The organism is Actinomyces polynesiensis (assembly GCF_000820725.1).
Taxonomy (GTDB): Bacteria; Actinomycetota; Actinomycetes; order Actinomycetales; family Actinomycetaceae; genus Pauljensenia; species Pauljensenia polynesiensis.
In genome coordinates this window covers 1-12,403 of the sequence record NZ_CCXH01000219.1, presented here as the reverse complement: position 1 = coordinate 12,403, position 12,403 = coordinate 1, and the positions used below count along the sequence as shown (strand labels likewise).

Below are 12,403 nucleotides of genomic sequence, written 5' to 3'. Positions count from 1 at the left end.
CCCGGATGCGCGCCGGCGGCTCACGCCACCGGGCCGCACCCCTGGCTCACTTGATGAAGCCGAGTTCCTTGACGGCCTGGTACTCCTCCTGGAGCGCCTTGATGTTGTGGTCGATCCCGGCGCGGGTGCCCTCGGAGATCTCCAGGCCGTCGACGACCACGTACTCGCCGCCCTGCGCCTTGACGGGGAAGCCGAAGGACAGGCCCGCGGGCACGCCGTAGTGGGTGCCGTCGGAGTAGACGCCGGCGGTGACGAACTCGTCCTCGGGCGTGCCGAAGATCCACGTGTGCACGTGGTCGATGGCGGCGTTGGCGGCGGAGGCCGCGGAGGAGGCGCCACGGGCGGCGATGATGGCCGCACCCCGCTTGGCGACGGTCGGGCGGAACTCCTCGGCCAGCCACTTCTCGTCGACCAGGTCGACGGCGGGCCTGCCCGCGACGGTCGCGTAGGAGACGTCGGGGTACTGGTCGGCGGAGTGGTTGCCCCACACGACGATCTCCTTGATGTCGGAGACGTGGGAACCGGTCTTGTGCGCCAGCTGGGACAGTGCACGGTTGTGGTCCAGGCGCATCATCGAGGTGAAGCGGGTGGCGGGGACGTCGGGGGCGGCGTTCTGGGCGATGACCGCATTGGTGTTGGCGGGGTTGCCGACCACCAGGACGCGCACGTCATCGGCTGCGCCCGCGTTGATGGCGGCACCCTGGGGTCCGAAGATCCCGGCGTTGGCCTCGAGCAGGTCCGCGCGCTCCATGCCCTTCGAGCGGGGGCGGGCGCCGACGAGGTAGGCGACGTTGGTGCCCTCGAAGGCCTTGGTGGCATCGTCGTAGATGTCGACACCGGCCAGCAGCGGGAAGGCGCAGTCGTCGAGTTCCATGGCGGTGCCCTCGGCGGCCTTGACGGCCTGGGGGATCTCGAGCAGGTTGAGCTTGACGGGGACATCGGGTCCGAAGAGCTGGCCCGACGCGATGCGGAAGAGGAGGGCGTACCCGATGTTGCCGGCGGCACCGGTGACGGTGACGATACGGGGATCTGCCATGAGAGCAACTCCTTGTGTGGTGTTCCTGCGACGCATGGGTTGGGCCGCTTCCTCGTCCGACGGCCCATCCGTCGGACACGACCCCTCCAGACTAGGCGGTGGTCAGGGCCACAGACAGTGCCAGCAGTCCCAGACCGCACGCCCCCGAGACGTGACCTGCGCAATAGAACTACCGTTGGGGCAGACGACGGGCGCGCCGGGCGCGGCAGTGCCGTCGGGCGGCAGGACCATTGACGAGGGCGGCACCGGTGACGGTGCGGGACGGGGTGCGACATGGGGTCGAAGAAGCTGCGGAAGCAGGCGGAGGCGGAGGAGAAGGCCCGGAGGGCATCGATCAAGCGTGCCCGGAAGGCCGCGAAGGAAGCGCGGCGCGGCCGGAGCGGGAGCCCCTCACCGACGGAGGTCCCGGTCACCGGCGGGTGGAGCACCGACCCCCGGGAACTCCTGCGGGTCCGCCCCGGGTTCGACCTCGCCGACCTCGCGCGCAACGCCACACCCGGGTGGGAACTCGGTCGGGCGGCCGGAGAGGTCTGGACCACCGTGCGCTCCCAGTTCCTCTCCCAGCTGCAGGAGCGCCTCTACGCCTCCTCACGGGGAGGTGCCCAGGACAGCGTGCTCCTGGTCCTGCAGGGACTGGACACCTCGGGCAAGGGCGGGATCGTGCGGCACGTGGTCGGCCAGGTCGACCCCCAGGGCATCGAGCTCAGTGCCTTCAAGGCGCCCACCGAGGAGGAACGCCGCCACGACTTCCTGTGGCGCATCCGCCCGCGCCTGCCCCACCCCGGACACATCGGGGTCTTCGACCGGTCCCACTACGAGGACCTCCTGGTCCCCACCGCCCAGTCGCTCACCGGACGCACGGACGAGCACGGCGTGTCCTGGGTGGTCGACACCGACGAGCTCAACCGCCGCTACCACGACATCTACGAGATGGAGGTGGCCGCCACCAATGCCGGCATGCGCATCGTCAAGGTCTGCCTGCTCGTCTCCTACGAGGAGCAGGGCCTTCGCCTGAGGGAGCGGCTGGACCGCTCGGACAAGCACTGGAAGTTCTCCACCAACGACCTGGACACCCGTGACGACTGGGTCCACTACCAGGCGGCCTACGCGGAGGTCCTCTCACGGACCTCCACCGAGATCGCCCCCTGGTACGTCATCCCCGCCGACCGCAAGTGGTACTCGCGCCTGGCGGTGACCGAGATCCTCACCCGGACCCTCGCCGAGATCGACCCCACCTGGCCGGCGGCCACCTTCGACGTGGACGCGGCACGTGAACGGCTCGACTCGACGCTCACCCCGGAGGCCCTGCGGGCCTGGGCCAAGGAGAAGAAGGCCTCCCAGGAGCGCTGGATCACCTCCGACGAGGCCGTCTCCCTGGCGGTGGACCGGCTCAACGCCGCCTCCTCGAAGGACTCCGCCGAGTCCCTCACGCGACAGGACGCGGAGCTCGGTGACACCTCCGGGGCCTGACGCCCCGACGGCCCGGTCCCCTCAGGCCCCGAACGCCGCGGCGAAGCCGCGCTCGAGGTCCGCGACCAGGTCCTGGGGGTCCTCCAGGCCCGCGGAGATCCGCACCAGGTTGGCCGGGATGCCCGCGAGCGCCTGGATGCCGGGGGCCAGCTCCGCGTGGGTCGTCTCGGGTGAGTTGACGACCAGGGTCCGCACGTCCCCGATGTTCACGTGGTAGGAGAGCACCTCCAGTGACCTGATGAAGGCACCCAGCTGGTCGCGGTCCCCCTTGAAGCCGAAGGAGAGGATCCCCCCGGGGCCGTCGGGGAAGTCACGCAGGGCGAGGTCGTGGTACCGGCTGGAGGCCAGGCCCGGGTAGCGGACCCACTCCACGTGCTCGTTGCGCTCCAGGTACTCGGCGATGGTCTGCGCGTTGCGGACCTGGGCGTCCAGGCGCTCCTTGATGGTGGCCAGTCCCAGGAGCGCGAGGTAGGCCTCGAAGGGGGCGAGCTTGGCACCGATGAACTCCAGGTGGAAGGCCCTCAGGGCCGTGGTGACCGGGGCGGAGGGAGCGGCCTCGACGACGGTGCGGGGGTTGTCGTGGATGTCCCGGATCTTCCAGGACTTCTCGTGGAGGTTCGCGAAACGATCGGCCCCGTACTCGAAGGTCCCGTTCTCCACGACGATGCCCGCGATGACGTTGCCGTGACCGGACAGGCCCTTGGTCGCGGAGTGGACGACGATGTCGGCACCGTGCTCGAAGGGACGTAGGAGGTAGGGGGTCGCCACCGTGTTGTCGACGACCACGGGGACACCGTGCCGGTGGGCGACCTCGGCGATGGCGTCGATGTCGTAGAGCTCGGCGTTGGGGTTGGAGATGCTCTCGATGAAGACCGCGCGGGTGTCCTCGTCGATGAGCTCCTCGTAGGCCTCCGGGTCGTCGCGGTCGTCGACGAAACGGGTCGTGACCCCGAACCTGGGCAGGAAGTCGGTGAAGCTCTCCTGTGCGGCACCGTAGAGGGACGATCCCGCCACGACGTTCCCCCCGCCCTCACCGAGGAGGAGTGCGACACAGGTGATGGCAGCCATCCCCGAGGCCAGGGCGATGGCCGCACTGCCGCCCTCCAGGGAGGCGACGCGTTCCTCGAGGACCGCGACGGTGGGGTTGCCGACCCGGGTGTAGATGCCGGCGGCCTCCTCCCCCGTCCACAGGCGTCGGGCGCGGTCGGTGTCACCGAGGTCGAAGGCCGCGGTCTGGTAGATGGGCGCGACGACGGACCAGTTGTGGTCCGCCGGGTCGTACCCGGCGTGGATCCTGCGGGTCTCGAAGCCGAGGTCGGTGGTCATGTCTGTCTTCTGGGGTGTGGGTGGTTCGGGTGGGGCTCGGTCGGGGTCGGTCCCCCGTGGTGGGCGGGTCAGCGTGAGGGGCGCCCCGGGAGGAGGCGTCCGTCGATGTCCACCCCGATCACGGAGTTGAAGGTGTTGGTGGCGATCATCTGCCCGATGAACCCGACGATGACCACGACCTCCTCCGCGCTGTGGCACCCGGCGAGGCGTGCGAAGAGGTCGTCGGGGACGCCGTTGGGATCTCGCACGACCGCCCTCGCGAGGTCGGTGAGGAGCTCCTCCTCCTCGGTGGCGTGGTAGTCGTGGGGGTCGATCCCGAGTTCACGGAGGTCGGCGACGAAGTAGAGGGAGCACAACTGGCACTCGTTCGTCTCCGAGACCGCGTGGGCGAGGACCATGGCGGCCCGCTCCCCCACCACCTCGACCAGACGCGCCCACGACAGGTGCCACGCGTCATAGGCGCGGTAGGTCGCCCGGCCCCGGATCAACGTGCGCTGCATGTTGGTGACGTGGTCCCTGCGGACCAGTTCCGCGTGGTCCTCCGCCTGGACGGGATCGAGCTCGTCCTCGTCGAGTGGTCGGATGCGGGCCATGGATGTCTCCTCCGGGTCGGGTGACGTGGGTGGTGCCGGTGGTGGGCACGTCCGTGGACGGGAAGGCGCTCCCTCCCCTGCCCCTGTGCGTCCCGCGCGCCCCGCGGGCCTGCCGCCATGGCAGTGGGAGGACGGGACGAGACGGGTGGGGCGTGCCGGTGGGCACGGACCGGTGGGCGCACCGGTGGCAGTGGCTGCCCAGCGCCTCAGTGCGTGCGCATTCGGCATCGGGATCCCATGCCGGAGAACTATCCGCGGATGCGTGGTCCCTCGAGGGGAGTCCGCCACGCGGATGTTTGGAAACTCGCCCACGCGGCTCCCCGAGCGCACCGACGAGGGCGGCCCCGCCCCGCGGGCCCGACACGATCCACCGCTGCCACGGAGTGGGTGCTGCCAGCTCGGCCCGAGCCCCGCTCCTCCGGCACGCCGCCGCCACCGACCACGAGGTCGTCCCGGACCGGGGACGTGGAGAGGGGAGGGGACGGGCGCCGCCGGCGCCCGTCCCCTCCCCTGTCGACCCTCAGTCCCTCCGGGACCGGTGGGCGTGGTAGTAGTCGATGAGCGACCTCGTCGAGGAGTCCTGCTGGGCGAGGACCTCGGCGTCCCCGGTGATGGCGGGCATGAGGCCGCGGGCCAGGGCCTTGCCCAGCTCGACCCCCCACTGGTCGAAGGAGTCGATCCCCCACACCGCACCCTCGACGAAGGTGATGTGCTCGTACAGGGCGATGAGCTGGCCGAGCACCGATGGCGTCAGGGCCGGGGCCATGATCGAGGTCGTCGGGCGGTTCCCGGTGAACACCCGCGCCGGCACGATCGCCTCGGGCGTGCCCTCGGCGCGCACCTCCTCCGCGGTCCTGCCGAAGGCCAGGGCCTTCGTCTGGGCGAAGAAATTCGACAGGAACAGCTCGTGCATGTCCGCGTCCCCGTCACGCAGGGCCCAGGTGGGCTCCGCGAAGGCGATGAAGTCCGCGGGCACGATCCTGGTGCCCTGGTGGATCAGCTGGTAGAAGGCGTGTTGGCCGTTGGTGCCCGGCTCCCCCCAGAAGACCTCGCCGGTGTCGTAGTCGACCGCCGAGCCGTCCCACCGCACCGACTTCCCGTTGGACTCCATCGTCAGTTGCTGGAGGTAGGCGGGGAAGCGGTGCAGGTACTGGGAGTAGGGCAGCACCGCGTGGGTGTCGGAACCCAGGAAGTTCGAGTACCAGACATTGAGGAGTCCCATGAGCAGGGGCACGTTGTCACGCGGGCTCGCCGTGGCGAAGTGCTCGTCGACCGTGTGGAAGCCCTCGAGGAACTCCTCGAAGCCGTCCGGTCCGATCGCCACGGCCAGGGACGTCCCCACTGCGGAGTCCACCGAGTAGCGACCCCCCACCCAGTTCCAGAACCCGAAGGCGTTGTCGGGGTCGATCCCGAAGTCCGCCACCTTGTCCAAGGCGGTGGAGACGGCCACGAAGTGCTTGGACACCGCCCGGGCGTCTGCCGCGGCGTCGCCCTCGTGGAGGATGCCCCGAGAGCGCAGGGTCGAGAGGAACCACTCGCGCACCACACGCGCGTTGGTGATGGTCTCCAGCGTGGTGAACGTCTTGGAGGCGACGATGACGAGGGTGGTCTCCGGATCGAGGTCCTTCGTCTTCTCGCCGACGTCCGTGGGATCGATGTTGGAGATGAAGCGGCAGCTCAGGCCCTGCTTGACGTAGGGCTTGAGGGCCTCGTAGGCCATGACCGGACCCAGGTCGGACCCGCCGATGCCGATGTTGACGACCGTCTCGACCGGCTTCCCGGTGACCCCGGTCCACTCCCCCGAGCGCACGCGGTCGGCGAAGTCGTAGACACGGGCGAGCACGGCATGGACGTCCTCGACGACCTCCTGGCCGTCGACCTCCAGCTGGTCACCCTCGGGTCGGCGCAGGGCGGTGTGCAGCACCGCACGGTCCTCGGTGACGTTGATGTGTTCCCCGCGCAGCATGCGGTCGCGGTGGGCCAGCACCCCGGTCTGGTCGGCCAGGGCGAGGAGTTCCTCGAGGACCGTCTCGTCGACGAGGTTCTTGGAGAGGTCCACGTGCAGGTCGCCCACGGTGCGGGTCCACCTGGTGGCCCGGTCCGGGTCCGAGGCGAACCAGGCACGCAGGTCGGGCGCGAAGGTGTCGGCGCGCAGGTCCAGCGTCTGCCATGCGGTGGTCGAGGTCGGGTCGAGCGGTGCGGGGATGTCACTCATGTCTGCTCCTGTGCGTGGGAAGCCCCCTGTTCGAGGGGCGGGTGCGGACCCGGCAGTTCACCGGAGGTCCTCCATCGAGTCCGCGATGGGGACGGGGACGGGGACGGCCCCGGAGTTCTGCAGGGAGACCGTCTCCAGGACGGGACGCAGCTCCATCCACCACTGGACCTTGGGACGCCGGTTGACCTGGTCGAGGTCGTCGTCCATGCGGTCCACCGGACGCGCGGAGATGGAGCTGGCCACCATGCCGATGTAGACGGCGCTGCTGGTGCCCGACCGGAACTGGTCCTGGAGCTCCTCCAGCGCCGAGTGCACGAGGCGGGTGGCCAGGAGGCGGTCGAAGGGCGAGGGCGCGCCACCCTGCTGGAGGTGTCCGAGCACGGCGTTGCGCACGTCGAAGATGCCGCCGCCCTCCGCCTCGAAGGCCGTGGCCAGGAACTCCCGGCCGTAGTAGGGGGAGGCGTCCTCGTTGATGAGGACGAGGAACAGGCGCCGTCCGGCCTCGAAGGAGGCCCTCAGGCGGCGCGCGTCCTCGTCGATCTTGGCGAGGTCGTAGGGCTCCTCGTTCAGGTAGGCGTACTCGGCGCCGGAGGCGATGCCCGACATCAGGGTGAGGTACCCGCAGCGACGCCCCATGACCTCGGCGACGAAGCAGCGCTTGGAGGCTGCCGCCGACTCCTTGATGTGGTCCAGTGCCCACACCGCGTTGTTCACCGCGGTGTCGGCTCCGATGGACAGCTCCGATCCCGGCAGGTTGTTGTCGATGGAGGCGGGCACCAGGACGGTGGGGATGCGGAACGCGGGGTAGCGGTCCCGTTCCCGTGACATGTCCTGGACGGCCAGGTAGGCGTTGAGCCCCCCGATGACGAGGAGGGCGTCGATCGAGTTGCGCTCGATGGCGCGTCCGATCGCGTAGTACTGCTCGACGGTGGGGATCGGGCGCCGGGTGCCCAGCACCGCGCCGCCGTGGAAGGCCCAGCCCTCCACGTCCGCCCAGGACAGCGGCGAGACCTTGTCCTCGATGAGACCCGACCAGGACCCGTCGATGCCGAGCATCGTCCACCCGCGGGCGATGCCCAGGCGCACGGCGACGCGGGCGGCGGTGTTCATCCCGGGCGCGAGGCCACCGGCGTGGAGGATGGCGACGCGCGGCCCGTGGGCGGTCGCGGACGCCGGGGAGCCCTGGGTCCCCGCACGCGGGGCGGTGCTCCCACCGAGTGCCTCCTGCGCGGCCGGGGTGGCGGCACCGGCAGGGAGGTCGGTCCCGTCGGCCGGGACGTCCGCACCCACCGTCTGGGGAGGGGCGGAGAGGATCTCGTTGATCGTCACCATCTCGGTGAAGCTGGCGCCGCGGGCCGCCTGGGCGCTCGCGAAGTCACCGGCGGCGACGTAGTCCTTGACGGCCCGGGTCTCGTGGACCGCCTTCATCAGGGGGATGCGGGTGACGCGGTTGTGGCGCACCCCGAGGATGCAGGGCTCGACATCGGGCGTCGCGTCGATGATCTCCTGCACGGCGGCGTACCCGAGCAGGGTCGACATCCATCGGTCGTAGGCGGAGGGCGAGCCACCACGCTGGACGTGGCCGAGGATCGTGATGCGCGGTTCCTCGCCGGTGCGCTGCTGGATGACGTCGGCGATCTGCTGGGAGGTCAGGTGGTTGCCGTCCCGGTCCGCGGCACCCTCGGCGACGATGACGATCGAGTCGCGGCGCCCGGCCTGGCGACCCAGGCGGAGCTTCTCGCACAGGTCCTCCTCCCAGCCGGGTCCTGCCGGGTTCTCCGGGGTGAAGACGTAGTCCGCGCCTCCGGCCACCGCCCCCATCAGGGGCAGGTAGCCGCAGTGGCGACCCATGACCTCGATGATGAAGGTGCGCTGGTGGGAGGCCGCGGTGGAGGAGATCTGGTCCAGGGCGTCGACGATGCGGTGCAGCGCGGTGTCCGTGCCGATCGTCATGTCCGTGCCGACGAGGTCATTGTCGATGGAGCCCACGAGCCCCACCACCAGCAGGGCGGGGTGGGCGTCGGCGACGTCCTGGGTGATGACACCCTCGGAGACGAGTTCGGTGACGTGCTGCTGCCACTCCCCCCGGAACTCCTCGGTGCCGGACAGCGAGCCGTCCCCACCGATGACGATCAGGCGGTCGATGCCGTGCTCGAGGAGGTGTGCGGCCGCGGCGTGGCGTCCGGAGTACTCCCGGAACTCCGGGCAGCGGGCGGTGCCGATGATGGTGCCACCCTCGGAGAGGATGCCCGAGGCGTCGGTCCAGTTCATCTCGCGCACGGAGTCGCCACCGGCGACGGCCCCGGCCCACCCCTCCAGGATCGCGAAGGGCCTGGCCCCGTGGACGAGCGCGGTGCGCACCACCGCGCGGACGGCGGCGTTCATGCCCTGGGCGTCCCCGCCGGAGGTCAGCACCCCGATGCGCATTCCGGCGCCGTCGGTGGTCTGAGTGCTGTTGTCCACAGGTCCCTGCGGTGTCACGTTCGGCATGTGAGTCTCCCGAGTGTTCGAGGTGCTGTCCACAGTCTATGGTGCGCCTCGCCACAACCCGACTCCCCGGACAGAAGTCCGCCGCCACCTGCACGCATGGGCGCAGGTGGCGGGTGGAGGACCAGCTCTGTCGTTCGCGTCACGACACGTGGACGCCCGGTCCCGGACGACAGCACCGTCCGGGACCGGGGTCCACCCCGGCTCCGCCCAGCCGGGTGCGGCCTCAGGACAGGGCGACGAAGGCCTCGTCCGCCAGGATCCCGGGCCGCACGCGCAGGAGCCCCCCGTCCCCGGAAGGGATCTCGAAGACGAGGTTGCCCGTCACACTCGCACCCGGGTAGAGCTCGTCGAGGCCGAGGGGGTCAGGTGCCACGACCATCGAGTCAGGGGAACCGACGACGTTCCCGCCCGAGGTCACGAAGTCGGTGGTCGTCTCGAGGGCGTACCCGGAGGCGTCCCCGGTGTAGGTGATGGTCACGTTGGCCAGGGCATAGACGTTGCCTCCGGCCGGGGCCTCGTTGAACTCGTTCGCCGCGAGGACCTGGTCCGTGGCGTCAGGCGTGAATGAGTTGACCGTCACCGTCCAGTCACCACTGCTGATCGAGGAGCCCATCGGATAGGGGTTCGCACGGCTGCCCTCCGGGTCACTGCTGCCCTCGTCAGAACCGTCATCGGCGGCGGTCGCGTCGCCGGTGCCTGTCCCGTCGCCACTGCCGGTCGTGGCACCGGAGTCGTCCCCGGGTTCCCCACTGGACTGGGTGGTCCCGCTGACGGGTGTGTTGAAGGCGTCGTCGACGGCGTCACCGAGCGCCCCCATGAAGGCGACGACACCGACGATCGTCCCGACGATGCTCACGACGAGGGCGGCCACGGCCATCCCCCTGGGCCTGCCGTGCTGCGCGAGGGCGACGACGGACAGCACGAAGGCGACGGGCAACAGGATCCAACCGACGATCATCGCCCCGTGGATCACGGCGAAGACGGTGCCGAGAACTGCGACCACCAGCGCCACGATGGCGAGGGTGTTGCGTCCCCCGCCCGACGGGGATGGTGCCACCTGGGGGGTCGGCGCGCCGACGGGCGCGGGTGCCCCGGGTGGGACGGTCGGGTGGGTGGGATCCGTCGGGTTGTCCGAATGGTCTGGGATGGTCATGGTCTCCTCCTCGTCTCAGGGATGCCCCCATCCCAGTCGCGCGGGTGCCTTCCCCACATCTGCCGGTCGGCCAGCGCCACCTCCTCCGACCGGTGGGGGTGTCCGGGCAGGGCGCTGGCCGTCCGGCCAACCCGGGACGGGGGTGGGACCTCCTACCATTCAGGACATGTGGAGGAGCGAGGTCGTGGGCGACGGTGCCGCGCCACCGGTGTGGCGCTCACTCCTCCACGCCCTCCTCGTCTGCCTGGGCAGCCTCGTCTCGATGGTCTTGTCCCCGGTGGGCCACGCCACCACCAACTCCGAGAACTGGGGGGCCCTCGTCGTCCTCGTGACGACCGGGGTGGTCCTGGGGGCGTGTGTGCTGCTGTTCTGGCGCCAGAGGTTCCCGTTCACCCTGGCGATCGGGGCCGCCCTCGTCCCCCTGGTGCTGCCGATCGGCAACACCCTGGCCTTCATCACCCTCGCGGCACTGGTGGGCAGGCGGAAGGGTCCTGCCGTGTGGTGGACGGCCGGGCTCACGGCGTTCACCTCCTGCGTCGTGGTCGTCCGCGACTCACTGGCCACTCCCGACGCCGCCTCTCTGACGCGGACGCTCCTCGCCCCCGAGGGCACACCCCCGACGGCGACCACACCGGTGTCCGTCGCCATGGTCGCCCTGCTCGCCGCCCTCGGCATCGGGGTCAGCCTCGGCTCGGGACTCCTGGTGCGCGCGGTGCGGACCTCACGCCAGGCGACCACCAGCGCACAGACCGAACGCAGGATCAGCTCACGCCTGGGCGACGAGGTCGCCCGCAGCGCGGAACGCGAGCGCATCGCCCGGGAGGTCCACGACGTGATGGGGCACCGTCTGTCCATCATCGCCCTGCACGCGGGGGCCCTGGAGGGGGCCGCGAGGGCCTCGGGGGAGGGTGACCCGCGCGTGCGGGAGTCGGCCCACCTCGTACGGGAGTCGGCGGCCGCGGCCGTCGACGACCTCCACTCCCTGCTCGACCTCCTGCGTGGGCCCGCGGGAACGGAGCCCCCGCCACTGCCCCTGGCGCAACTGCCCCGGGTCGTCGAGGAGGCGGTCCGTGCGGGTCAGGTAGTGGCGTCCTCGGTGTTCGTCGAGGACGCCGACCGGGCCGACCCCGCCCTGTCCAGGGCGGTCCACCGCATCGTCCAGGAGGCGCTCACCAACGCCCGCAAGCACGCGCCCGGCCAGATGATCACCCTCTCCGTGAGCGGGTCGCCCTCGGGGGGCGTCAGCATCGACGTCGTCAACCCGCTGCCTCCGGGGGCGACCGACACTCCCCCCGGTCCGCTGGGAGGGCTCGTGGGGCTCTCCGAACGCGTGGAGTTGCTCGGGGGCACCCTGGCGCAGGGCGTCGACCGGCACGGGACCGTGTTCCACCTCCACGTGGAACTCCCGTGGCGGGGAGTCTGAACAGGCCGGAGACGGAGGTCCCCTCCTCTAGACTTCCTGCGTGACCGCTCCCGTCCGGATCCTCCTCGTCGACGACGACCCCCTGGTCCGCACCGCGCTCACCTGGCTGGTCGAGAGTGCGGAGGACGTGGAGATCGTCGCGGAGGCCACCGACGGGGACGAGGCCATCGAGGCCGCGCGCCTCCACCGTCCCGATGTCGTTCTCATGGACCTGCGCCTCCCCACGGTCGACGGCATCACGGCGACGGGCCGGATCCGGGCCCTGCCCCGGCCACCCGAGGTGGTCGTCCTCACCACCTGGGACGTCGATGACGCCGTCGTGCGTGCCCTCGATGCGGGCGCCTCGGGCTTCCTGCTCAAGTCCTCGGCTCCCGAGGAGATCCTCCAGGCGGTGAGGGCCGTCGTCTCGGGGGATGCCGTGCTCTCACCGCGTTCCACCCGCCGCCTGCTCGACCAACGCCGGCTCGATGCCTCCGCCGGGCTGCGGAGCAGGGCCCGCGAGCTGGTCGCCACCCTGTCCCGGCGCGAACGCGACGTGGCGGCTCAGCTCGTGCTCGGACAGACGAACGCCGAGGTGGCAGAGGCACTGTTCATCTCCGAGGGGACGGTCAAGGCACACCTCGCGGCGATCCAGGCCAAGCTGGGCGTCGACAACCGCACGGCCATCGCGTCATCGGCGACGGCGGACCTGCGCCTC

9 protein-coding genes are annotated in these 12,403 nt (G+C 70.7%); 3 read left to right on the top strand and 6 right to left on the bottom strand.

Annotated elements, in window-relative coordinates; translation table 11 throughout:
* Positions 1-46 precede the first annotated feature (46 nt).
* Positions 47-1,036 (bottom strand): malate dehydrogenase, encoded by a 990-nt coding sequence (locus TA90_RS09405; RefSeq protein ID WP_043535944.1) that lies wholly within the window; start codon positions 1,034-1,036, stop codon positions 47-49.
* Positions 1,037-1,309: 273 nt separating this feature from the next.
* Here TA90_RS09405 and TA90_RS09400 point away from each other — a divergent pair, with 273 nt between their 5' ends.
* Positions 1,310-2,506: a PPK2 family polyphosphate kinase gene (locus TA90_RS09400; protein ID WP_074015372.1), complete on the top strand. Its 1,197-nt coding sequence runs from the start codon at positions 1,310-1,312 to the stop codon at positions 2,504-2,506.
* Positions 2,507-2,527: 21 nt separating this feature from the next.
* Here the strand turns inward: TA90_RS09400 and TA90_RS09395 are convergent, their stop codons facing one another.
* The 5 genes from TA90_RS09395 to TA90_RS09375 all read right to left on the bottom strand — a co-directional run bounded on the left by TA90_RS09395 (position 2,528) and on the right by TA90_RS09375 (position 10,283).
* Positions 2,528-3,832 (bottom strand): O-acetylhomoserine aminocarboxypropyltransferase/cysteine synthase family protein, encoded by a 1,305-nt coding sequence (locus TA90_RS09395; RefSeq protein WP_043535943.1) that lies wholly within the window; start codon positions 3,830-3,832, stop codon positions 2,528-2,530.
* A 68-nt stretch (positions 3,833-3,900) separates the two neighbouring features.
* Complete coding sequence (locus TA90_RS09390; RefSeq protein WP_043535942.1) at positions 3,901-4,425, bottom strand: carboxymuconolactone decarboxylase family protein; 525 nt, start codon at positions 4,423-4,425, stop codon at positions 3,901-3,903.
* A gap of 520 nt (positions 4,426-4,945) precedes the next feature.
* Complete coding sequence (pgi, locus tag TA90_RS09385) at positions 4,946-6,640, bottom strand: glucose-6-phosphate isomerase (RefSeq protein WP_043535941.1); 1,695 nt, start codon at positions 6,638-6,640, stop codon at positions 4,946-4,948.
* 57 nt (positions 6,641-6,697) lie between these two features.
* Complete coding sequence (locus TA90_RS09380) at positions 6,698-9,067, bottom strand: 6-phosphofructokinase (protein ID WP_147513443.1); 2,370 nt, start codon at positions 9,065-9,067, stop codon at positions 6,698-6,700.
* A gap of 286 nt (positions 9,068-9,353) precedes the next feature.
* Entirely contained in the window at positions 9,354-10,283 is a 930-nt protein-coding gene (locus TA90_RS09375; protein ID WP_052450717.1) for a DUF4190 domain-containing protein, read from the bottom strand.
* A gap of 166 nt (positions 10,284-10,449) precedes the next feature.
* On the opposite strand from TA90_RS09375, the gene TA90_RS09370 reads away from it, so the two are divergent.
* Together TA90_RS09370 and TA90_RS09365 are read left to right on the top strand one after the other, a co-directional pair.
* Complete coding sequence (locus TA90_RS09370; protein WP_043535940.1) at positions 10,450-11,706, top strand: sensor histidine kinase; 1,257 nt, start codon at positions 10,450-10,452, stop codon at positions 11,704-11,706.
* Positions 11,707-11,746: 40 nt separating this feature from the next.
* Positions 11,747-12,403, top strand: a 657-nt coding sequence (locus TA90_RS09365) for a response regulator (protein ID WP_043535939.1), incomplete at its 3' end; no start/stop codon positions are given.

Coding starts and splice junctions, on each gene's coding strand:
- TA90_RS09390 (WP_043535942.1), bottom strand. CDS start 4,425: ATGGCCCGCATCCGACCACTCGACGAGGACGAGCTCGATCCCGTCCAG.
- pgi (WP_043535941.1), bottom strand. CDS start 6,640: ATGAGTGACATCCCCGCACCGCTCGACCCGACCTCGACCACCGCATGG.
- TA90_RS09375 (WP_052450717.1), bottom strand. CDS start 10,283: ATGACCATCCCAGACCATTCGGACAACCCGACGGATCCCACCCACCCG.
- TA90_RS09400 (WP_074015372.1), top strand. CDS start 1,310: ATGGGGTCGAAGAAGCTGCGGAAGCAGGCGGAGGCGGAGGAGAAGGCC.
- TA90_RS09370 (WP_043535940.1), top strand. CDS start 10,450: ATGTGGAGGAGCGAGGTCGTGGGCGACGGTGCCGCGCCACCGGTGTGG.
- TA90_RS09380 (WP_147513443.1), bottom strand. CDS start 9,067: ATGCGCATCGGGGTGCTGACCTCCGGCGGGGACGCCCAGGGCATGAAC.
- TA90_RS09395 (WP_043535943.1), bottom strand. CDS start 3,832: ATGACCACCGACCTCGGCTTCGAGACCCGCAGGATCCACGCCGGGTAC.
- TA90_RS09405 (WP_043535944.1), bottom strand. CDS start 1,036: ATGGCAGATCCCCGTATCGTCACCGTCACCGGTGCCGCCGGCAACATC.